Source organism: Duganella zoogloeoides (assembly GCF_034479515.1).
Taxonomy (GTDB): domain Bacteria; phylum Pseudomonadota; class Gammaproteobacteria; order Burkholderiales; family Burkholderiaceae_D; genus Rugamonas; species Rugamonas zoogloeoides.
The window spans coordinates 4663701-4686374 of record NZ_CP140152.1; the positions used below are offsets into that span (position 1 = coordinate 4663701).

The following is a 22674-nucleotide window of genomic DNA, read 5'->3' on the forward strand; positions in this document are numbered from 1 at the left end:
GGTTACTTAACGCTTGATGGTGACGGCTTTGCCTTCGTAGGCGACCACCTTGTCGGACGCATCGAAATTGTCCGAGCTCGACATGCCAGGCTTGATGAAGCGCACGCGGAACTCGCGCTTGGCCACCATCCCCTTGTACGAACCGGCGCGCGCACCGATGGTCACGGTACCGGTCTTGTCGTTGTAGGTCACCGGGATGCGGCTGAACTCCTTGCGCAGGTAGCCGTTCGACACGCCGTCATCCTCGTACAGGCTGAAGGTGCCGTCGGCGCCCACATACACGTTGAAGGTGATCGGCGCATCGGGCTTCTCGTCCACGTACTGCGTGACCGGGCCCACCGGCACGATGGCGCCCGCCTTGACCAGCAACGGCATGCGCGTTTCCGGCGCCTTGATCGCCACGCGGGTGCCGCCTTTATGCAGCTCGCCCGTATAGAAATCGTACCAGTTTGCGCCCTTGGGCATGTACACGCTGCGTTCGCGCGCGCCGTATTCGTATACCGGCGCGACCAGGAAGCTGTGGCCGAACAGGTACTGGTCGGCGATGTTCTTCACAGCGTCGTCCTCGGGGAAGTCCATTACCAGGCCGCGCATGATGGTGCCCGACTCGTGGTGGGTGGTGGCGGCGGTCGAGTAAATGTACGGCATCAGGCGGTAGCGCAGCTTGTCGTACCAGACCATCGACTCGCGCATCGGCGAGCCTTCCGGCGAGATGATGTGGATCTCGCGCTTGACCACTTCGCCGTGCGAGCGGAACAGTGGCGAGAACGCGCCGAACTGCCACCAGCGCAGGTTCAGCTCACGCCATTCCTTGAGATCTTCCGGCGTGCCCTGGTTGGCAGCGACCACGCGGTTTTCCTGGGCCGAACCCACGTCGCCGGTCTGGAAGCGCACTTCCTGCGCATAGCCGCCGATGTCATGGGTCCAGTTCGGAATGCCCGACATCGAAATCTGCACACCGGCCGAGATCTGGTCGTACAGGTTGTTCCAGCGGCCCACGGTGTCGCCGCTCCACAGCGCGGTACCGTTGCGCTGGATGCCGGCAAAGCCCGAACGCGACAGGATGAACTGGCGCTTCTGCGGCTGGTCCTTGATCAGGTGGTTGTAGAAGCCCTCCGTGTGCACCAAACTGTAGGGGTTGAACGTGACTTCGCCGGCGCCATACACGGTTGGTCCGATCAGCTTTTTGAAGTCTTCCAGGCGGGTGTTGGACAGCACGTCCGGCTCGGTATTGTCCATCCACCAGGCGTCGAAGCCCAGGTCCACCAGCTTCGGCTTCATCTGGCGGAAGTACATGTCCTGCGCGCCCTTGGTGTACGGGTCGTAGTGGCTGTTCTTGTAGCCCGGTCCTACCCAGTCAAGGTCGCCGTTTTCGACGTTCTTGGTCCACATGTAGCCGGCCTTGTTCAGTTCCTGGTAGTTCCTGGTGTTCTCGTAGAACTTGCCCCAGATCGAGATCATCACGCGCGCATTATTCTTGTGGACTTCGTCCACCATGCCTTTCGGATTCGGGAAGCGCGCCTTGTCGAAGTCGTGCGAACCCCAGCCGTCCTGCGGCCAGTAGAACCAGTCCTGCACCATGTTATCGATCGGCCAGCCCTGCTTGCGGTATTCCTTCAGCACGCCCAGCAACTGCTCCTGGGTCTCGTAGCGCTGGCGCGACTGCCACAGGCCGTACGACCACTTCGGCATCATCGGCGCTTCGCCGGTCAGGTGGCGATAGCCGGCGATCACCTTGTCGATGCTGGTCTCGCCGTTGATGACGTAGTAGTTGATGCTCTGCGCGACTTCCGACGAGAAGGTCAGCGAGTGGCGTTCCGGCGCCGGCAGCGGATCGTTGTGGGTCATGGCGATCATGCCGCCCGACGGTTTCCATTCGAGGTGCAGCTTGACCGGCTTGTTGGCTTCGAATGTCAGTTCGAAGTTGTGGTACCACGGGTTCCAACCCTGGCGCCACACGTCCATGATCTGCTTGCCGTCGATATCGAGCTTGGCGTAGTCCGACGAATACAGCTGCATCTTGTGCACGCCCGGCTTGTCGGACGTCAGCGTACCGTCCCACACCACTTTTACGCCGACCGCTTTTTTCGGGTCGCCCAGTTCCTTCGGCCAGTTTTCGGCCACGTCCTTGAGGTACTGGTAATCGATGTCCTTTTCCTGGCGCGTGAGCACCAGCTTGTCGTCCACGTAGTAGCGCGCGGTCAGGCCGCCGGCCTTGCCGTCGGCGTCCGCCAGTTTTAGGTCGCGCGACAGGAAGCCATACGGCTTCGGATCGCCGAAGCGCGAGATCGAATTGTTGTCCCACAAAACGCCGTAGTTCTTGTCGGAGACCACGAACGGCACGGCAATGACCATATTGTGCTGCATGAGCAGCACGTCTTCGCCGTTGAGGTTCATCTGGCCGTTCTGGTGCTGGCCCAGGCCATAATAAGCGTCCTTGGTGCCGTGGTTGAAGCCCTGGGTGACCGCCATGAACGGCTTGCCGCCCACTTCCACCGGCGTCATGTTCTCGGCCGCCTGCGTCAGGAACGCCTTGCCGGCGGCATTGAAGAACTGCACCTGGCCGGTCGCCAGCGAGACCGCCACCGAAATTTTCTTGGCCTTCAGCGTGACCTTGTCCTTGCCCTGCGCGGTGACTTGGAAGTTACCGCTAACAGGCGCGGCCACGGTCATCAGCGACGGCGTGAGTTCTTTGCCCGCCTGGTCGGTCTTGACGACGTGGATGATGTTGTCGTTCATGACTTCGAGGCGCACTTCCTTGGCGCCGGTGTCGGGCTTGACGACGACGCCGGTGGCGGTCTTCTCGAAGCTGCCGGCCATCGCGTGGCCGGAGATCAGCACCGCCAGGCAGGACGCCGCGGGTACGATTGCTTTGAATTGCATGTGTTCTCCTGAGTTTTTATAGAAGCAGGGTGACCTTTAATAGGTTCCTACCTTCACTTTCAGCACGACCGGATTGCCGGTCAGGTTGAGACCATAGTCGGTCTGGTCGCCATTCCAGTTGCGTTCCATGATCCACTTGCCGGCGGCATCATACCGCCCCTCTTCCACGCGCGCCCACATGGTCGGCTTGCCGTCCGCGCTGTCGATCTTCACGCGCGCATGCTGGCCGACGATAATGAACTCGTTGTCGGCGATCTGCGCGATCGCCACGCCGCCGTTGGGCTTGTCGGTATTGGCCGGCAGGTCTTTCACGTCCTTGAAATACTGCGCCTCGCCGAACTGCCATTCGCGGAACGAGATGGTCGCGTTCCAGCCCTTGAGCGCGAGCTTTTGCGGCTGGCGGTCGTCGCCTTCGGCCACGCCATAAGTGCGGCCCTCGAACGCCCACTTCGACCACTGGCGCTCCATCGGCCGGAACGCGCCGAAGATTTTGCCGTAGGGCGCCGTCATGGTCTTGTCAGTGGCCTTGTGGCCCAGCGGGAAGTTGCTGTAGTCGGCGTAGTCGATGCCGAACGGCGCGAAGTTGATGGCGCCGCGGCCGATCACCAGGTAAGCGTAGCGCACGTAGTCGGCGCCGTTGCTCATCTCCGGCACGGCCAGTGCGTTGTCGGGTCGCTGGAACTTGTCGAGCGTGGCGACGAACTTGCGCCATTCCGGGTTGTAGATGTCGGGCGCGGCAAAGTCGATCGCCGGCGCGGCCGCCTTGTAGATGTCGATCACGTCGAACGTCGGACCGCCGCTGGCGAAATTCTTGTTCCAGGGCTTGACCGGCTCTTCGAGCGAATCGCGGATCGAATTGTTGACGTACATGGGGAGGTTGTACACGTCGCGGCCCGCCTTGGCGATCTCGCCGATATACTTGGCCACCGAGTACGCGTGGAAGTACTCGTCGGCGTAGTCGCCGTACACCTCCTTCCAGGTGCCGGTAGCCGCCAGCGCCACCGGCGACTTTTTACGTTTTAAAACTTCGGCCGGCACCGGACCGTTGAACTGCGCTTCGGCCTTCGGGCCGTAGTCGCGCGCATAGCCGTAGGTGCCTACCTCGTTCTGCACCTGCATCATGATCACGGTGCGCTGCACATCGTCGATCTTCTTGATGTGGGCCATCAGGGCGACAAAAGCCTTCTTGTCGGCCTTGAGGGTTTCCTCGCCTTGCGGCGACAGGCAGTAAATCGGCTTGCCCTGCTGATCGACCATGCGCGGGAAGCGGGCATTGTTGAACTTGACCCACTCCGGCGTGTAGCTGGCGCTGGTGTTTTTCCAGGTGCCAAACCACAGCAGCACCAGGCGCACCTTGTTCTTGCGCGCCTGCGCCACCAGGGTATCGACGTAGCTGAAATCGAACTTGCCTTCGACCGGCTCGATCTGCTCCCACGCCACCGGGATTTCCAGCGTGTTGGCGTTGGCGTCACGGATGGCCGCCCACACCTTGTCGAGCGCCAGCGGATAGTTGCTGGAGTTCTGGGCCTGGCCGCCGAACATGACGAACGGCGCGCCGTCCACCATCAGCGCATGGCGGCCATCTTTTTGCACCAGTTCCGGTATCGGCGCGGCCGCCGCGCCAGCTGCGACCCATATTGTCAAACCAAGCGATACGACCAGCTGGCGGGCGGTTGTTTTCATGCGATGCGTTCCTTATTCGAAGTTGTAGGTCAGACGGGCGGTGTAGCGGCGGCCCGACGAGAACCAGGAGCGGCCCATCATACCGGTACTCTGCTGCATCAGGATCTTGTACTTGGAATCAGTCAGATTCTGCGCTTCGAGGCCGATCTGGATGCGGTCATTGATCTTGTACGACACCGACGCATCGGCCTGGCCGTAGTCGTCCGCCCAGGTAGGCAGGCCCCACGCCACGTTGTGCTGACCGACGGTCGGGCTGGCCGGATTGGTGTCGGTGCCATCGGTGCCGTTGGTGCCGCTCACGTTGACCGCCTGCAGGCTCTTCGAACGCCAGTTGTAGGCCATGCGCGCCGACCATGGTCCCTTGTCGTACATCAGGGCCACGTTGTACGACTGGCGCGACAGGTTTTCCAGCGGCAGGTTGCCGAAGGTGGTGCCGTTGGTATCGCAGCCGTTCAGGTTCAGGTTCAGGTTGGCCGCGCCAGCGGTGCTGGTGCAGTACTGCGAGTACACGCCGTTGTACAGGGTGCGTTCGCTGTCGACGAAGGTGAAGTTACCCTGGATGCCCAGGCCCGACCAGGCACCCGGCAGCTTGTCGAAGTACTGCTGGTACGCCAGCTCGAAGCCGCGGGCGCGCCCCTTGGCGCCGTTGACCGGCGACGTGGTGGTGAAGTCGTGCATCACGCCAGCGGTGTCGGGCAGCTGGTTGATGGTGGTCTGCTTGACGATGACGTCCTTGAGGCGCTTGTTGAACACGGCCAGCGTTATCGAGCCCACAGGCGAGAAGTACCACTCGGCGGTCAGGTCGACCTGCTTGGCGGTGATCGGCCGCAGGTTCGGGTTGCCATCGGCTTCGCCGGTGTAGCTGACAACTTGCGAGTTGTTGTCCACGCTTTGGGTGAGCTTGGTGTACGCCTGCAGCTGCGAAGGATCGGGACGCGACAGCGCCGAGGCAAAGGCGAAGCGGAACTGCAGCGTGTCGGTCGCTTTCAAGCGCAGGTTCAGGCTGGGCAGCCAGTTGCGGTACGAGTTGTCGAAGTTCTCGGGACGGGCAAACGGGACGATGACCGGGATGCCGGGGCCTGGCGTGGCCGAAGAACTGAACAGCGTGTAGCCGTTGGCGTGCGAATCGGTCTTCACCATGCGCAAGCCGACGTTACCGTCGATCGGGTATTTCAGGTCGTCGAAGCCGAAGCGCGTTTGCACGTACAGGGCCTTGGTCTTTTCCGACTGCTGGTTGATACCGCGCGGATCGCCGCCGAACGTGGCCTGGTTCCACGGGTCGCAGGTGGTGCCGTTTTCCGCGCACAGGATGCCACGGTACGAGTGCAGCTTGGCATAGCTGTCCGGGTAGCCCTGGGCCAGCGAAACATCGGGGAAGGCCACGGCCGGCACGTCGATTTTGCCGTTGAAGAAATTGTTGAACGAGTGGACGTTGGTCGAGCCGGAGAAGCGCGGATCGCCCAGGTAAGCGAGCTTGCCCTGCAGGCCGCCCATCCAGTCCTGGGTAATGCCTTGCCAGTTATAGCTCGGGTTCGAATTCTCGGTCGTCGAATCGCGGTCGGTCAGGCGCGCGCCGAAGCGGACGTCGCGCAGGATCGGACTGTCGAAGTCGTACTTGAGGTCGATCTTGCCTGCCTTGGACTCGGCTTTCGCGCGGTCCAGGTGCTCCATCGTGAACGCCCAATAGTAGTTGTTCGGGTTGGCCAGGTAGGCGCGGTCGGCCGCATCGAACGTGATCGACGGCACGCTGCCGGTCAGGTCCAGCTGCTCCTTCGGCATTTTCAGGCCGGTGGCGACGGTCGAATCCACACTGCGGGTGTTGGCGCGGATCTTCTGCAGGTCGGTGACGATGGTCCAGCGGTCGTTCGGACGCCAGCGCGCGTTCCACGAAATGTCGGTGGTGTCGGACTTGCGCCAGGCGGTGCGGGTGTCGTTGTTGAAATTGATGCCCTTGGTCGGGTCGGTATTGGTCAGTGTGCCCTTGAGCAGCGCGCCGTTGTCGCCATACTCGCCGTCGATGACCTTGATCGCATACGGGTCGGCAGAACCGAAGATGGCCTGCTCGTCCCACTGCATCTTGTACTTCGACTTGAAGAAGGTCAGGCCGGTGGTCAGGGTGCTGTTCGGCTTCCACTGCAGCGCGCCGTACGCGCCTTCGCGGGTGCGGTCGAAGTTGAGCGAGCGCCATTGCGCGCCCTTCGGCACCCACACGGTACGGCCGTTGTCCTGGATCTGGTAGTACGGCTCGACCTGGACGGCGTCGGTGCGGGTGGCCGATTCCGAATACGCCAGGTCGACCAGCGCGCCGATTTCGCCGAACGGCGTCTTCCAGCGATTGGAAACCATGCCCGAGTACGACGGCGAGGCTTTGCCCTTGCGCAGTTCCGAGTGGGTCGCGGAACCGGAAAGGGCGGCCTTGAAGCCCTTGTAATCGAACGGCATGGCGGTGCGCAGGTTGATCAGGCCACCGATGGCGCCCTCCACCTGTTCCGCCGACGGGTTCTTATAGATGTCCACGCCGGCCATCAGCTCTGGCGGCACGTCTTCGAAGTTGAGCGAGCGGCCGCCGTTGGCCGAGAACGAATCGCGGCCATTGAGTTCGGAGCGCACATAGCTCAGGCCACGCACGGACACACCGGAGCCCTCGACCGAAAAGTGATCGGGATCGCTGCGCGCCATGGCGCGGTCGATGGTCACGCCCGAGACGCGCTGCAGCACTTCGGTCACCGAGCGGTCGGGCAGCTTGCCGATGTCGTCGGCGGCGATCGAGTCGACCACCTCGTCGGCGTTCTGCTTGATTTTCTGTGCCGACTGCAGCGCCGCGCGCTGGCCGGTCACGATCACGGCCACCGGCGCGCCAGCCGTGTTGACGGTCGCCTCGTTGCCGGCAGTTTGGGCCTGCTCCTGGGCCTGGGCCTGGGCGGCGCCCAGCATCAGCGCCATCTGGGCCAGGCCCATGGCAATGGCAGTCTTTTTAAAATTACGGTTCATCTGTGCTCTCCAAGGTTATACGGTGTGATCAAGGCTCTGCGGCCTGTTTGCTGCGGCTCTGGTACTGCTCTGGTGCTGGTCTACGACTGGTGGCTGGCAGCATTGCTGCGCTTGAAATCGTTTGCAAAGCAGTGCGCAGGGGCGCGGGCGCTCGATGGCGCGGCAGGCTTGATCGTCATTGGGTGGGTCTCGCTCGTCGTTATTTTTTATCGTCTGGTGACTCGGGCCGGGGATGCCGCGGACCTGACGAATCTATACGAAGATTTTGCAAGTTACCCAATCGTGCGGCAATTGCGAAAATCACCAAGCGGACGAATGATAATGAGCAAGCGTCGCATAGTTCCGACAACAACAATGCAAACGGCCCGCTGTTGCGGGCCGTCTACTAAACACGCGGCTTATTTACGCGACAAATGAACTATCTGCGTGCTGAACGTGTGGCCACGTCCACCCACACCGCCAGCGTCAGGATCGCGCCCTTGACGATCATCTGCCAGTAGCTGTCCACGTCCAGCATCGACATGCCGTTATCGAGGCTGGCCATCACCAGCGCGCCGATCAGGGCGCCGTACACGGTACCGGAGCCGCCGCGCATCGAGGTGCCGCCGATGAAGCACGCGGCAATCGCATCGAGCTCGCCCGAGGTGCCGGCCGACGGCGAGCCGGCCGCCAGGCGCGCAGTGTTGATCAGGCCCGCCAGCGCGCACATTACGCCCATCAGGCCGAAGATCCACAGCTTGACGGCCTGCACGTTCACGCCCGACAGGCGGGTGGCCTCCATGTTGCTGCCCACCGCGTAGATGCGGCGGCCGAACACGGTCTGGGTGGCCACGTAGCTGAAGATGCCCAGCAGCGCGAGCAGCAGCAGCACCGGCAGCGGGATGCCCTCGTAGCTGTTCAGGGTGCGCACGAACGCGAACAGCACGGCGCCAATGGCGGCCAGGCGCAGCCCGTCCTGCCACTGCGGGGGCACTGGCAGGCCGTGGCGCGCCAGGCTGGCGCGCTGGCGCACCGTCAGCACGGCAGCAAGCACGAACAGGGCCACGCCCAGCACCACGCCCGTCTGCGGCGACAGGTAGCCCTGCCCCAGGTGCACCAGCGGATCGGACACCGGCGCCACGGTGGAGCCGCCGGTCACGCCCAGCACGATGCCGCGGTAGGCCAGCATGCCGCCCAGGCCGACGATGAATGACGGTATGCCCTTGTAGGCAGTGAGGTAGCCGTTGAACAGGCCCAGCACCAGGCCGCACGCCAGCACCACCGCGACGGTGGCCGGCAGCGGCATGCCGTGCGTGACGTCGAGCACCGCCGCGATGCCGCCCAGCAGGCCGAGCAGCGAGCCGACCGACAGGTCGATCTCGCCGGCGATGATCACGAACGCCATGCCGCAGGCGACGATGCCGGTGACCGCCATCTGCCGCATCAGGTTCGACAGGTTGCGCGGCGAGGTGAAGCCGCCTTCGGTCTTCCAGCTGAAGAAGGCCCAGATGATGGCGATCGCGATCAGGAGCGCGAGGATTTTGTACTGCGTGAACAGTTGTTTGAGATTGGTCGTTTGCATGGGTTCTATGTACTCTGTGTTCAGTGCGTGAGGGCAGCGGCCAGCACGGTTTCCTGGCTCAGGTTGTCGTTGACGAAGTCGCCGCGCAGCCGGCCTTCTCCCATCACCAGTACGCGGTCGGACACGCCCAGCACTTCGGCCAGTTCCGACGACACCATGATGATGGACATGCCCTGCGCTGCCAGTTCCAGCATCAGTTTATAAATCTCGAACTTGGCGCCCACGTCCACGCCGCGCGTCGGTTCATCGAGGATCAGCACCTTCGGCCGGGTCAGCAGCATCTTGGACAGCACCGCCTTTTGCTGGTTGCCGCCCGAGAGCGACGTGATCGACAAAAACGGGCTGGCCGTCTTCAAGCCGAGGCGGGCGATTTCCTCGCTCACCACCGCCAGTTCGGCCTCGCGGTCGATGCGCGTGAAGCGCGCAAAGCGCCCCAGCACCGACAAGGTGATGTTCTGGCCCACGTCCATGTCGCGCACGATGCCGTGGTGCTTGCGGTCTTCCGGCACCAGCGCCAGTCCGCAGCGGATCGCCTTGAGCGGCGTGCGGCTGTCGATGCGCTGGCCCTCGAGCCACACCTCGGCTTCGCAGCGGCCCGGGTAGGCGCCGAACAGCGCGGTGACCAGTTCGGTGCGGCCCGCGCCCACCAGGCCGGCGATGCCGAGGATCTCGCCGCGGCGCAGCGCGAACGAGACGTTGTCGACCTTCTTGCGCTCGGGCCGGTCGACGTCCCAGCAGGTGACGTTGCGCGCCTCGAACACCACTTCGCCCGGCGTGCGCTCGAGCGACGGGTACATCTGGCTCATCTCGCGGCCCACCATCTGGGCAATGATCTGGTTGACGTCCATCTTGTCCATCGGCGTGGTGGCGATGTGCTTGCCGTCGCGGATCACCACGATGGTGTCGCAGATCGCTTCCACTTCGTCGAGCTTGTGCGAGATGTACACGCACGCCACGCCCTTGGCTTTCAGGCCGCGCACGATGTCGAGCAATACCGCGATTTCGTTGGCGGTGAGCGACGACGACGGCTCGTCGAGGATCAGCACGCGGGCGTTCTTGTTGAGCGCCTTGGCGATCTCGATCAGCTGCTGGTGGCCGCCGCCGTAGGTCGATACCGGCAGCACCACGTTGACGTCGTGCAGATTGAGTTCCTTGAGCAGCGCTTCGGCGCGCTGGTTCATGGCCGGATAATCCATGCGCCCGCCGGGCAGCGTGATCTCGTTGCCGAGGAAGAGATTTTCAGTGACCGACAACTCGGGCACCAGCATCAGTTCCTGGTGAATGATGACGATGCCTGCCGCCTCGCTCTCGCGGATCGAGTGCGCTTCGAGCGGTTTGCCGTCCATCAGGATCTGGCCGTCCCAGGTGCCGTGCGGGTACACGGCGGACAGCACTTTCATCAGCGTCGATTTGCCGGCGCCATTCTCGCCGCACAAGCCGATGCACTCGCCCGGCATCAGGGTCAGGTCGATGCCGTCGAGCGCGGGGACACCGCCAAATTTTTTGGCGATGCCCTTCATTTCTAGCAAATAGCCGGACATACACAGTTCTCGCAGAGGTGGTGATGGGAGGGCATGCGGCGCATGCCCTCCGGGCGCAGGCAGCGCCCTGTCTTGATATGGCTTACTTGGCGGCCAGCTGGGCCTTGGTGTAGAAGCCGTCGGTGACGACGGTATCGACGTTGGCCTTGGTCAGCAAGGTCGGTTCCAGCAGGCGCGTATCGACCTGTTTGAAGCCGTTGTTGATCTTGGCGTTGAAGGCCGGCTTCTCGCCGCGTACCAGCTGGATCGACAGATTGGCCGCCTCGGTGGCGATCAGCCTCAATGGCTTGTACACCGTCATGGTCTGGGTGCCGGCGATCACGCGGCGCACGCCGGCCAGATCGGCATCCTGGCCCGACACGGCCACCTTGCCGTCGAGTTTTTGCGAGGCCAGCGCCTGCACTGCACCGCCGGCGGTGGCGTCGTTGGACGCGACCACCGCATCGAGCTTGTTGCCGTTGGCGGTCAGCGCGTTTTCGATGATCGACATGGCCTCGGACGGGCTCCAGTCTTTCACCCACTGCTTGCCGATGACCTTGATGTCGCCCTTGTCGATCAGCGGTTGCAGCACTGCCAGCTGGCCTTCGCGCAGCATCTTGGCGTTGTTGTCGGTAGGGGCGCCGCCCAGCAGGTAGTAATTGCCCTTCGGTTTGACGGCCAGCACGCCCTTCGCCTGCAGCTCGCCGACCTTCTTGTTATCGAACGAGATGTAGGCATCGACATCGGCATTGAGGATCAGGCGGTCGTACGACACCACCTTGATCTTGGCCTTTTTCGCCTCGCGGATGGCGTTGTTGAGCACCGTGGCGTTGTACGGCACGATGACCAGCACGTCGACGCCGCGCGAGATCAGGTTTTCGATCTGGGCGATCTGGCGCTGCTCGCTGGCGTCGGCCGATTGCACGAATACCTTGGCGCCCTGCTTCTCGGCCGCGGCGACAAAATAATCGCGGTCGCGCGCCCAGCGCTCGAGGCGCAGGTCGTCGATCGAGAAGCCGATTTTCGGATTCTTGGCGTCCGCCATGGCGTTGCCGCCTGCGCACACCAGCATGACCGCGACGGCGGCGGAAGTGAGTAATTTTTTCATTTGCTTTGTCTCCTGTGAGTATTCGGTAAACGCCGGGTCTGCGCCCGGCTGTGGTTCTTAGTGGTTGTGGCGCGGCAGGGTGTCGGCCACTGCGCGGTATGGTACTGCCAGTTCCATCACCGCACCATGTTCCATCTGGCCTACCGTGCTGCGGTAGATTTCCTGCCACGGCGTCTGGCTGGCGGGGTACGCAGGAATCTCGCCTTTCTTGCGTTCTTCCCATTCCGCTGCCGGCACCAGCGCATCGCACTGGCCGGCGTTGAGATCGACGCGGATACGGTCGCCGGTGCGCAGCCACGCCAGGCCGCCGCCCACGGCGCTCTCGGGCGAGGCGTTCAGGATCGACGGGCTGTCCGAGGTGCCGGACTGGCGGCCGTCGCCCAGCGTCGGCAGCCAGTTGATGCCGCGTTTGACCAGCGCATCGGGCGGCTGCATGTTGACCACCTCGGCCGAACCGGGCCAACCCACCGGGCCGGCGCCACGAATGACAAGGATGCAGTCTTCGTCGATTTCCAAAGCCGGATCGTTGATGCGGGCGTGGTAGTCGCCGGAGCCGTCGAACACGATGGCGCGGCATTCGAAAACGTTTTCTCGACCAGGCTCGCTCAGATACCGCGCGCGGAATGCCTCCGAAATCACCGACGTTTTCATGATGGCGAAATCGAACAGGTTGCCCTTCAAAACGAAGAAGCCGGCGTCGGTTTTCAGCGGTGCCGCAAACGGATAGATCACTTCGCGATCGACGGTTTCGCGCCCGGCCAGGTTTTCGCGCATGGTGCGGCCGGTAACGGTGGCGCGGTCCGAGCGCAGCATGCCCTGCTGCTCCAGTTCCCACATCACGGCCGGCACACCGCCGGCGCGGTGGAAACGCTCGCCGAGGAATTTACCGGCCGGCTGCATATTGAGCAGCAGCGGCACGGCATGGCCGTATTCCATCCAGTCGCTCGATTTGAGCTCCACACCGGCGTGGCGCGCCATGGCCACGATGTGCTGCTGGGCGTTGGTGGAGCCGCCAATCGCTGCGTTGGTGACGATGGCATCGAGGAAGGCGTCGCGCGTGAGGATGCTCGATGGCTTGATGTCGCGTTTTGCCATCTCCACGATGCGGCGGCCGGTTTCGTAGGCCATCTGGCCCCGCTCGCGGTACGGCGCAGGAATCGCCGAGCAGCCGGTAAGCGACATGCCCAGCGCTTCGGCAATCGCGTTCATGGTCGATGCCGTGCCCATGGTGTTGCAGTGCCCTGCCGACGGCGCCGACGCGGCCGCGATCTGCAGGAATTTCTCGTTGTCGATGGTGCCGGCAGCCAGCTGGCGGCGGCCCTTCCAGATCGCCGCGCCGGAGCCGGCCAGTTCGCCCTCGAACCAGCCGTCGAGCATCGGGCCGCCGGACAGCACGATGGCGGGAATATCGACGGTGGACGCGGCCATCACTTGCGCCGGCGTAGTCTTGTCGCAGCCGGTGGTCAGTACCACGGCGTCGATCGGATAGCCGTGCAAAATCTCGACCAGGCCGAGATAGGCCAGGTTGCGGTCGATGGCGGCGGTGGGACGGCGGCAGTTCTCGAAAATCGGGTGCAGCGGGAACTCCATGGCGATGCCGCCCGCGTCGCGGATGCCGTCGCGCACGCGCTTGGCCAGCTCCAGGTGGATGCGGTTGCACGGGCTGATGTCGCTGCCGCTCTGGGCGATGCCGATGATCGGGCGGCCCGAGCGCAGCTCTTCCGGCGTGATCCCGTAGTTCATGAAGCGCTCGAGGTACAGCGCGGTCATGTCGATGTGGTCGGGATTGTCGAACCAGTCCTGCGAGCGGTAGCGGCGCGGCGCTTCGCCGACCACGCGCTGGCTCATGTCGTTCACCTCGCTGAGGTCATTGCTCATTTTGTCGTGGCTCATGGCGTTACGCTCCGTACCAGCCGGCATCGACATAGTAATCGCGGCCGCTGCAACGGCGCGCGCTGTCGGATGCGAGGAACAGCGCCAGCGCCGCCACGTCATCGACTTCCACGCGTGCTTTGAGGCATTGGCCGGCCAGGATACGCGCTTCCTCGTCCGGCGTGTGCCACAGCGCTTCCTGGCGCGGCGTGCGCACGCCACCGGGCACGATGCAGTTGACGCGCACATTGTGCGGTCCCAGGTCGCGGGCCAGGCCGCGCGTCATGCCTTCGATGGCCGCCTTGGCAGTCATGTACAGGGTCAGGTCGGGCAGCGCCAGGTGCCAGGAGATCGAACCGAAGTTCAGGATCACGCCATCGCCTTGCGCCTGCATGGCGGGCGCCACGGCCTGGGCGCAGAAGTACTGGTGGCGCAGGTTGACGGCCATGCGGTTTTCCCAGTACTGCGGGGTGACCTCGGCCAGCGCGTGGCGGTCGTCGTTGGCGGCGTTATTGATCAGGACATCGACCTGGCCGATGGCGGCAAACACTTTTGCCACCGTCTCCAGGTTGGTCAGGTCGCACGGCAGGTACACCGGCGGCACGGCCAGGCCGGCCAAGTTGGCTTCCAGTGCGCGCGAATCGGCATCGGCGATGTCGAGGAAGTGCACGCGGGCGCCCTGGCGGGCAAACGCTTCCACCATGCCGGCGCCGATGCCGCTGCCGCCGCCGGTGACCACCACGCGCTTGCCGGCCAGGCTAGGGTAAATCGGCTGTTCGAACGCGGTGCCCGATTTCGGTTGCGCGGCGCGGGGCGCAGCGACGGTTGCACTGCGGGCGCGGTTGAGCAGGGCGCGGGTGCCGTAGGTCCACGGCGCGATCTGGTCGCTGCGCTGCACGGTGTTGACCAGCGCACCCAGCGATGGCGTGGCGATGGTCACGCGGTCGCCCAGGTGGTGGGTGAAACCGCCGCCGGCCGCGTCGCGGTCCTTGATCGGCGAGAACATCGTCCCCAGGAACAGCATGAAGCCGTCCGGGTACTGGTGGTGCGGGCCGCAGGTCTGGGCGACCAGGTCAAGCGGATCGCGGCTGATTTCGCGCATGCGGCTGCTGCCCTCTAAGCGGAAGTCGTCGTCCTGGCCTTCGATCAGCATGCGCACTTCGGCGTTGCGCACGGTGTCGATGGTGAAGTGTTCGTCGAACAGGCGGATGAACGGGCCGATCGCGCACGAGCCGTTGTTGTCCTTGGCCTTGCCCAGCAACAGCGCGCTGCGGCCCTCGATATCGCGCAGGTTGACGTCGTTGCCCAGCGTGGCGCCGCGCACTTGGGCGCGGCTGTTGACGGCCAAAACGATTTCCGGTTCCGGGTTGTTCCACTTCGAGTCCGGGTGCAGTCCGACGTCGGCGCCGCTGGCAACGGACGCCATCGGCTGCGACTTGGAAAAGACTTCGGCGTCCTTGCCGATGCCCACTTCCATGTACTGCGACCAGATGCCGCGCGCGATCAGGCTTTCCTTGAGCTTTTGCGCTTCGTCCGAACCGGGGCGGATGGCCGACAGGTCGGAGCCGATGATGGTCTGGATCTCGGCGCGCAGTTCGGCGGCGCGGGCGGGAACGCCCTTGGCCTGCTCTTCGATCACGCGCTCGAGCAGGCTGACGGCAAACGTCACGCCGCAGGCTTTCACGGCCTGCAGGTCGCAGGGCGCCAGCAGTTGCGGGCCGTTGTTACCGGCGTTGCGGTCGATTGCACGAGCGAGCAGTTGCTGCACCGGGCCGAGCGACGGGCCGGGAGCGCTGCGCGCGATGTCGAGGGCGTCGTCGCGCTCGAGCAGGTCCGACATGGCATGGGCATGGCCGGAGATGTCGAACACCTCGCCATTGCGTACCGCGACCACGCAGGGGCCATCATGACACCAGACACGGCCTACCATCACTGCGCGGCTCAAGTCGTCCGGCAGCATTGCATTGATATTATTTTCCAAGGTCTCTCTCTCTCCAGGCATGCAGGCAAACTGCGAGAGGATTTTGACCCGATTCCCCGGGGGCGGCAATTATGAAACTCACCAAGCGCGGTCATGATTTACGCGCAGGCCTGCTCCTGGCCCGCCTTGGCCCGATCCCTGGCCTGATCCTTGGCTTGATCCTGGTATGCGCGCGGCGTGCACCCGAGTTCGCGCTTGAACACCGCGTGCATATACTGCACCGACGTGAAGCCGCAGCTGAGCGCCACGTCCGAGATCGACCGGTCGCCCTGGGCCAGCATCTCGGTGGCCGCATCGAGCTTGAAGCGCAGGATCACGTCGTGCACGCTGCAATCGAGCTCCTGGCGGAAGTACGATTCCAGCGACGAGCGCGAAATGCCCACGTACTCGGCCACCTGGTGGGTCTTGATGCCCTGGCACGCGTACTGGCGGATGAAGTGCCGCGCACGCATCACGTGCGGGTGCTTGGGCGCTTCGTGGCGGGTGGACGTCTGGATATTGATGCCGATCGGCGGCACCAGCACGCGCGTGCCCTGCAGGCGCGCGCCGTGCAGCATCTGGTCGAGCAGCTGGGCCGCGGTGCGGCCCATCTCCTGCGCGCCCTGGATCACGGAACTCAGGGGTATGCGGGTGAGCATGCGCGCCAGCGGGTCGTTGTCGATGCCGATCAGCGCCACCTGCTCCGGCACTTCGATGCCGGCGATGATACAGGCCTGCATCAGCTGGCGCGCGCGGGCGTCGGTCACGGCGATGATGCCCACTGGCTTGGGCAGGCTGTGCAGCCACTGGATCTGCTGCTCCACCGCCTCGTCCCAGGCGGCGGCGCTGGTGCCCAGGCCGCGATAGACCTGTGCTTCCATCTTGTCTTCGGCCATCAGCGTGCGGAACGCCTTTTCGCGCTCCTGGGCCCAGCGGTTTTCCTGCGCCTCCGGCAGGCTGAACATGGCGAAATTGCGCAACCCGGCCTCGATCAGGTGGTCGCGCGCCAGTTTGATCAGTTTGAAGTTATCGGTCGCGACGTAGGGCACACGGCTGTCGGGGTAGCTGCCGTCGTCGGCGTACGAGCCGCCCACGGCCACGACCGGGATGCGGCTGCGCGACAGGGCCGCCGCCACGGCGGGGTCGTCGAAGTCGGCGATGATGCCGTCCCCGTGCCAGCTTTCGAGTCCGGACAGGCGCAAGCGAAAATCTTCTTCCAGGAACAAATCCCAGGCGGCACGGGTGCTGCCCAGGTATGCGGCCACGCCGGCGATGATCTCGCGGTCAAAAATCTTGTTTGCGTTAAATAACAGTGCGATACGATGAGACTTCATCTGCATCTTCAACCACCTCTATCGGGACGACACAATCCAGCACGCCAGATTTTTGGCGCGACGGGTATTGTGACATGGTTCCGTCACGAACTGAGGAATTCAGGCGAAATCTTGTTACTTTATACAAACGCCTGTTGCAGGATTTAGTTGACTGGCGATTTTTCTCCCTTGCTGTCGGCAGGCCGGCCAAAAACGATGCCGCGGCCGGCGGTGCTCATGTACACCACGCCGAAGGTGTTGGCGTCGCCCACGACGAACTGGGCGTCGCCCGGGCCACCGTATTGGTGCTGGTCGTCGTTGATGCGCAGCCATGTCGCGGCGGTATCACTCGCGCCGGCATCGGTGGAGCGGAACACGCCGCGCACGCCGCCTACCGTGCCCCAGATGTACACGGCGGGATAGCTGGCGCCCGGCGCCGCCTTGCCGAAACCGACCGCAGCGGCGTAGGTCACGCCCGGCAGGCTGGCGAACGTGGCGCCGGCATCGACCGAGCGCGCCAGGCCGCCGTCGTACAGCGGCACCCACACGTCGCCCGACCGTCCCGGCGCCGCGCGCACGACCGCGCGCGGCGGTGCCGCCGACGCCAGCGTGGCGGCCGGCGCAAACGAGGCGCCGCCGTCGCGGCTGACCAGGAAGCTCGTGCCCTGCACCGCATAAAAACGCTTGGCATCGACGGGGTCGGCCACCGGCCGCGCACCGTTCAATCCTGCCACCTGCAACCAGCTGTCGCCGCCATCGCGGCTGTAGTAGCTGGTCGCGGATTTTTCCGGGCTGTGGACGATGGTGGCGCCATCGGCGCTCAGCGCCAGTTGCCCCTTCCCGCCATGCAGTTTGGCGGTCTTGTTCCAGGTCACGCCCATGTCGCGAGAGACGTACATGGCGCTGCCCACGCGCGCCACCACGTTCGGATTTTGCGCGGCAAAGTCCAGCCCCCACGTGGTGCCCATGCTGGGCGTGTGGATCGGCGAGTACTGGGTGACGTCGCTGTGGCGGAAACCGTCGTAGTCGCCGATGGCCGAAATCACCGGCCCACCAGGGATGCTGACCAGGTTGAGCGGTACGGATTCCTCGATACCGTCGTCATCGAACTTCCAGACCGCCGGTTTGGCGTGAATATCGGTGGACTTGAACAGGCCATTGCCCGAGACGACCATCACCGAGCGCGGATCGAACGGATCGAACTCGATGCTGGCGGCCCAGTGCATGAAGCTGCCGCCGATCCAGCTGACGCCGTTCGGATCTATTTTCACGCCCTGGTCCACGATGCTGCTCCAGCTTTTGCCGCCGTCGATCGTCTCGAAGAACTGGTCGCCCATGCGGCCCTTGGAGTAGCGGTAGTAATTGATGGTGGAGACGATCATGCGCTGCGGGTTGGCCGGATCGACGGTGATGCCGGCGTAGGCGCGGTTGAGCGGCGGCGAAATGTCGCGCCAGGTGCCGGCCGCGATATCGTAGCGCCACACGCCGCCCTCCTCCAGGCCTTCGCCGTTGGCCACGTCGCCCCACGGGCCGGCGCCTTTGGCAAACGTGACCACCAGGGCGCCGTCCGCCAGCACCGCGCGGTGCGGCATCAGGTGCGCCGGGCCGCCCGCCATCGGCGTGAAGGTGCGGCCGGCGTCGTTGGACACGTACATGTTCGGGCCGTTCTTGCCGAAGCGCGAGACGCCGGCAAACAGGCGCTGCGTGGCCCCATCTTTTTTGCTGGACGGATCGAGCACCACGAAGCTCACGCCATTCTTGTTGGGCGGCGTGGTCGTGACGTCCAGGCCCGCCAGGTGATGCCACGTCAGGCCTTCATCGACGCTCTTGAACATCCCATTGGCGCGGGTGCCGATATAAAGAATGTTGCCGTTGACCGGATCGACTTGCAGCTTCTCGCCGTTACCGCGCCCCATGCCGTTGCCGTGGATTTTGAACTGGCTGGTGACGTCGATTTTTGTGAAAGTGTCTCCGTAATCGTCGGACTTGAGGATGGCGTTGGCGCCGACGTTCAGATACTCGATGCCGGTGGACAGATAGAGCTTGTTCGGTGACGTCGGATCGGTGGCGATCGACTCCACGCCCAGGATGCCGGTCTCCTTGTCGGACACCCAGTCCATCAACGCGACCCAGCGCCCGTTGGCGGCATTGCGGCGGTAGGCGCCGCCGACGTCGGTGCGCAGGTAGATCAGGTCTTTTTGTGTCTTGCTGGGGATGATGCCGGAGATGAAGCCGCTGCCGCCGATGGCGACCGGGCGCCAGGCGTAGCCGGAGTCGGCGCCGGGATGAGAACTGGCGCTGGCATTGCCGATGGTACTGGTATTGGCGCCCGTACGCGCGCTGGCGCTGGCTCCGGCGTTCATGCTGGCGCTGCCGATAGCGCTGCCGCTGACAGCGCCAACGCCCTGCCGGTCCAGCAGCTTGCCCAGCGTGGGCGCCATCTCCCGGGCCCAGATCTCGTAGCCTTTCTGGTTAGGGTGCAGCAGATCCGGCATGATGTCCTTCGACAGCGCGCCGTCCGGCGCCAGGAACGATGTGCCGATATCGAGGTAGTACACGTGACGGTTGTCCGCGTACCCGGCAATGATGGCGTTGACCTGGTCATTGAGGCGCCGCTCCGCATCGTCGGCCGTGGCGCCGCGCGGGAAGATCGCCAGCAGCAGGATTTTCGTGTCCGGCAGGCGCTGGCGCAGTTCGTCGATATTGCGCTTGATGCCGGCCGCCGTGGTCACCGGATTTTCCTTGCGGTGGCCGGTGTTGTTGGTGCCGAACATGAGCACTGCCACCTTCGGTGCGAGGCCATCGACCTCGCCGTGCTGCAAGCGCCACAGGACGTTCTCGGTGCGGTCGCCGCCGAAGCCCAGCGCCAGCGCATCGAGCGGCTTGTAATACTGCCGGAAGACCGGCGCACCGCTTTTTTCCCAGCCCTCGGTGATCGAGTCGCCGATGAATACCACCTGCGCCTTTTTGCCCAGCGCAGCAGCTTCCTTGAGCTTTTGTTCGTGGCGGCCGGTCCACCAGCCGATGGACCACGATTCATTGAGCTTATCGGGCGTGACCGACGCGGTGCGGTAGTCGGGACATGCCATGGTCGGCCTGGCCTGCCGGATGAAACGCACATTGGCGATGGACGCCTTGCCAGCGCCGGTGGCCTCGAGCGCGAACGGCAGCTTGACGGCGGAAAAATCGGCGCCATCGCGCACGAAACAGCTCATCGCATACGACAGTTTTTGCCAGCCCTTGCCCTGCGCCGCGCGCGCCGGCACCACGTACGAGACGGCGCGATGGCATTGATCGCCGCAGCCGACCTTGAAGGCCAGGCCGCCATTGGCCAGTTCATCGACCTTGACATCCAGCGCCAGCACGCCGCGTTCCACGTATGGCCGCAAGTCGAGCGGCTGGCCGCCATCGACGCGCAGTGCGGCGTACCAGGCCTCCTTCCACTGCAGGGCGATTTCCTTGCCGGTGCGGGTGGCGATGACCTGGCGCGTGGGCGTGCCGGGCGGCGGCGTGACCGAGGCGGTGGCGCCGGCCAGCACGGTGCTCGATTCGGAATCGGCGACGGTGATCTGGAAGCCGGCAGGCGGTGCGCCGTTATAGATCGTCAGTTGCCTGGGAGCGGCTGGCAGCGCTGCGGACTGAGTCGCGGCCAGCGCAGTGCTGAAGCCGGTGCCGGATCCGGCGCAGACGAAAGCACATGCCAATGCAGTCGCAAACACAGCGCGCGCGCTGGCATGCGCGTTCGCAAACAAGGCGCGCGCGCGGCGGGGGAAATACGTCATCGAATGTCTCGCTTGGGTTTTATTTTGCGTTCATTCTGCAAGCAGCAACTGGCTGCCGCAATTGCGAAATTCACCAAGCGGACGAATGATATTGGCCGCACCGCCCATAACGCGAAGCGGCCAGGAGGATTCAGGGATTAATGGAAGCGATGACCAGCACGTCGGACGGATCGTTCCGGCCGTTGGTGGCCAGGGTGAACGCGGCCACGCCGGCCGGACCTTCGCCGTTGCTGCCGGAGAGCAGGTTGAAGTCGCCGGCGCCGCCTTGCGCATCGGGCGTGCCGTAAGCGAGGCCGCCACTGCCGCCAGTCTGGCCGATCAGCGGCTGCGAGAAGTCGAGCGGGAAGCCGGCGTAGAACTGCACGGCATTGAAATCGTCCTTGCCGAAGGTGCCGTTGCCGGCGCGTGCGCCCTGCACGGTCACGGTCAGGTCCTGGACCTGGGCGATGGGGATGGAGCCGCCCGGCGTGGTGGTCACCAGGTCGGTATCGAGCGTGATGACGGCGGTGGCGCTGCCAAGGCTGCCGGGGGCAGCGGTCCAGGTGGCGGTGAGCGTGCGGATGGCCATGGTATTCCTCTCTTGAGACGCGCCGGGCTGGCGAAGACTTATGAATATAGTATTTCCACCCGGCCTTGTAAATGACAATTCAACCGGACACGCCCGACACATTCGCCCATCTTTAAAGATGTATTTAATTTGCATGTTTAAAGATTTCTCGCTACACTGCTCACATTGCTTAACGACATGAAAAGGCCCGCACCATGCTTAGCCCATCCCAGACCGCCCTGATCACCGCCACCGTGCCGCTGCTCGAAGCCCATGGCGAAACGCTCACGCGCCACTTCTACCAGACCCTTTTTGCCGATTTCCCGCAGGTGCTGCCGCTGTTTAACCAGTCCAACCAGAGCGGCGGCAACCAGCAGCGCGCGCTGGCGTCGGCAGTGCTGTGCTACGCGCGCCATATCGAATCGCTCGACAAACTGGGACCGCTGGTGGCCACCATCGTCAACAAGCACGTCTCGCTGCAAATCCTGCCCGAGCACTACCCGCTGGTGGGCGCCTCGCTGCTCAAGGCGATCCGCGAAGTGCTGGGCGCCGAGACCGCGACCGACGCCGTGATCGAGGCCTGGGGCGCCGCCTACGGCCAGCTGGCCGATATCCTGATCGGCGCCGAACGCAGCGCCTACGCCGCCCAAGAGCAGGCGCCCGGCGGCTGGCGCGGCACCCGCGCATTCCAGGTTGCGCGCAAGGCGGTGGAAAGCGCGGAGATCACCAGCTTCGTGCTGCGGCCCGTGGATGGCCTGCCGGTGATGGACTTCGCCCCCGGCCAGTACATCGGCGTGCGGCTCGACATCGACGGCAAGGAGCACAAGCGCCAGTACTCGCTGTCGGCGGCCAGCAACCTGGAGACGTACCGCATCAGCGTCAAGCGCGAGGCTGGTGGCATCGTCTCGAACCACCTGCACGACGCCATCGACACCGGCGCCGTCATCGACCTGTACGCACCATCGGGCGCCTTTACCTTGCAGCCGGGCGAGCGGCCGGTGGTCCTGATCAGCGGCGGCGTGGGCATCACGCCCACGCTGGCCATGCTGACCGCTGCGCTGCGCGCCAACCGCACCGTGCACTTCATCCATGCCGCCCGCAACGGCCAGGTGCATGCGTTCCGCGAGCATATCGAAACGCTGGCCGGCCAGTACCCGCAACTGCACCATCATTTCTGCTATGCGGCGCACGACGGCACGGGTGCGGCGCCGCACGCCACCGGCTACCTGGACCAGGCGCTGCTGGCGCAATGGCTGCCATCCACCGATGTCGATGCGTACTTCCTCGGCCCCACTGCCTTCATGCGCAGCGTGAAAGCCAGCCTGCGCGCGCTGGGCGTACCGGATGCGCAGGCGCGGTACGAATTCTTCGGTCCCGCCGAGGCGATGCTGTAACCGTTTGGCGAATTTCGTAACCGCGAAAACGCATTTTCAGTGTTGCGGCGACCAGGCGTC

Annotated in this window: 13 protein-coding genes and 1 pseudogene; 2 read left to right on the forward strand and 12 right to left on the reverse strand. The window is 64.2% G+C overall.

The window, feature by feature from the left end; translation table 11 throughout:
- Positions 1–6: 6 nt before the first annotated feature.
- The 3 genes from SR858_RS20660 to SR858_RS20670 are packed head-to-tail and all read right to left on the reverse strand — an operon-like array spanning position 7 to position 7557.
- The gene (locus tag SR858_RS20660; protein WP_019921654.1) at positions 7–2883 is read right to left on the reverse strand and encodes a glycoside hydrolase family 31 protein; all 2877 of its coding nucleotides are present in this window, start codon (positions 2881–2883) and stop codon (positions 7–9) included.
- A gap of 36 nt (positions 2884–2919) precedes the next feature.
- On the reverse strand, positions 2920–4566 hold the full coding sequence (locus SR858_RS20665) for a DUF5597 domain-containing protein (RefSeq protein ID WP_019921653.1): 1647 nt from the start codon (positions 4564–4566) through the stop codon (positions 2920–2922).
- Between the two features lie 12 nt (positions 4567–4578).
- Positions 4579–7557, reverse strand: a complete 2979-nt coding sequence (locus tag SR858_RS20670) for a TonB-dependent receptor (protein WP_019921652.1) — start codon at positions 7555–7557, stop codon at positions 4579–4581.
- A 24-nt stretch (positions 7558–7581) separates the two neighbouring features.
- Between SR858_RS20670 and SR858_RS20675 the strand changes: the two genes are divergently transcribed.
- Positions 7582–7974: a hypothetical protein gene (locus tag SR858_RS20675; RefSeq protein ID WP_154819922.1), complete on the forward strand. Its 393-nt coding sequence runs from the start codon at positions 7582–7584 to the stop codon at positions 7972–7974.
- A gap of 1 nt (position 7975) precedes the next feature.
- Here SR858_RS20675 and SR858_RS20680 read toward each other — a convergent pair whose 3' ends face one another.
- The 9 genes and pseudogenes from SR858_RS20680 to SR858_RS20720 all read right to left on the reverse strand — a co-directional run bounded on the left by SR858_RS20680 (position 7976) and on the right by SR858_RS20720 (position 21241).
- Positions 7976–9118: a sugar ABC transporter permease gene (locus SR858_RS20680; RefSeq protein ID WP_019921650.1), complete on the reverse strand. Its 1143-nt coding sequence runs from the start codon at positions 9116–9118 to the stop codon at positions 7976–7978.
- A 20-nt stretch (positions 9119–9138) separates the two neighbouring features.
- On the reverse strand, positions 9139–10659 hold the full coding sequence (gene xylG, locus SR858_RS20685; protein WP_026637253.1) for a D-xylose ABC transporter ATP-binding protein: 1521 nt from the start codon (positions 10657–10659) through the stop codon (positions 9139–9141).
- 82 nt (positions 10660–10741) lie between these two features.
- On the reverse strand, positions 10742–11746 hold the full coding sequence (gene xylF / locus SR858_RS20690; RefSeq protein ID WP_019921648.1) for a D-xylose ABC transporter substrate-binding protein: 1005 nt from the start codon (positions 11744–11746) through the stop codon (positions 10742–10744).
- 57 nt (positions 11747–11803) lie between these two features.
- The gene (locus SR858_RS20695) at positions 11804–13594 is read right to left on the reverse strand and encodes an IlvD/Edd family dehydratase (protein WP_026637252.1); all 1791 of its coding nucleotides are present in this window, start codon (positions 13592–13594) and stop codon (positions 11804–11806) included.
- 49 nt (positions 13595–13643) lie between these two features.
- Positions 13644–14468 (reverse strand): SDR family NAD(P)-dependent oxidoreductase, encoded by an 825-nt coding sequence (locus SR858_RS20700; protein WP_456077560.1) that lies wholly within the window; start codon positions 14466–14468, stop codon positions 13644–13646.
- Positions 14466–15620: pseudogene (locus tag SR858_RS20705) on the reverse strand (fumarylacetoacetate hydrolase family protein); the annotation flags it as partial. The gene SR858_RS20700 and the pseudogene SR858_RS20705, both read right to left, overlap by 3 nt.
- A gap of 77 nt (positions 15621–15697) precedes the next feature.
- Entirely contained in the window at positions 15698–16912 is a 1215-nt protein-coding gene (locus SR858_RS20710) for a XylR family transcriptional regulator (protein ID WP_019921645.1), read from the reverse strand.
- 143 nt (positions 16913–17055) lie between these two features.
- Positions 17056–20673: a GDSL-type esterase/lipase family protein gene (locus SR858_RS20715; RefSeq protein ID WP_019921644.1), complete on the reverse strand. Its 3618-nt coding sequence runs from the start codon at positions 20671–20673 to the stop codon at positions 17056–17058.
- Positions 20674–20803: 130 nt separating this feature from the next.
- Positions 20804–21241, reverse strand: coding sequence for a hypothetical protein (locus SR858_RS20720; protein ID WP_019921643.1), 438 nt, complete (start codon positions 21239–21241; stop codon positions 20804–20806).
- A gap of 194 nt (positions 21242–21435) precedes the next feature.
- On the opposite strand from SR858_RS20720, the gene hmpA reads away from it, so the two are divergent.
- On the forward strand, positions 21436–22614 hold the full coding sequence (gene hmpA / locus SR858_RS20725) for an NO-inducible flavohemoprotein (RefSeq protein ID WP_019921642.1): 1179 nt from the start codon (positions 21436–21438) through the stop codon (positions 22612–22614).
- Positions 22615–22674: the final 60 nt, after the last annotated feature.

Bases quoted from the DNA above. Each gene is read 5' to 3' on its own strand.
- SR858_RS20660 (WP_019921654.1), bottom strand. From the start codon at position 2,883: ATGCAATTCAAAGCAATCGTACCCGCGGCGTCCTGCCTGGCGGTGCTG.
- SR858_RS20665 (WP_019921653.1), bottom strand. From the start codon at position 4,566: ATGAAAACAACCGCCCGCCAGCTGGTCGTATCGCTTGGTTTGACAATA.
- SR858_RS20670 (WP_019921652.1), bottom strand. From the start codon at position 7,557: ATGAACCGTAATTTTAAAAAGACTGCCATTGCCATGGGCCTGGCCCAG.
- SR858_RS20680 (WP_019921650.1), bottom strand. From the start codon at position 9,118: ATGCAAACGACCAATCTCAAACAACTGTTCACGCAGTACAAAATCCTC.
- xylG (WP_026637253.1), bottom strand. From the start codon at position 10,659: ATGTCCGGCTATTTGCTAGAAATGAAGGGCATCGCCAAAAAATTTGGC.
- xylF (WP_019921648.1), bottom strand. From the start codon at position 11,746: ATGAAAAAATTACTCACTTCCGCCGCCGTCGCGGTCATGCTGGTGTGC.
- SR858_RS20695 (WP_026637252.1), bottom strand. From the start codon at position 13,594: ATGAGCCAGCGCGTGGTCGGCGAAGCGCCGCGCCGCTACCGCTCGCAG.
- SR858_RS20710 (WP_019921645.1), bottom strand. From the start codon at position 16,912: ATGAAGTCTCATCGTATCGCACTGTTATTTAACGCAAACAAGATTTTT.
- SR858_RS20715 (WP_019921644.1), bottom strand. From the start codon at position 20,673: ATGACGTATTTCCCCCGCCGCGCGCGCGCCTTGTTTGCGAACGCGCAT.
- SR858_RS20720 (WP_019921643.1), bottom strand. From the start codon at position 21,241: ATGGCCATCCGCACGCTCACCGCCACCTGGACCGCTGCCCCCGGCAGC.
- hmpA (WP_019921642.1), top strand. From the start codon at position 21,436: ATGCTTAGCCCATCCCAGACCGCCCTGATCACCGCCACCGTGCCGCTG.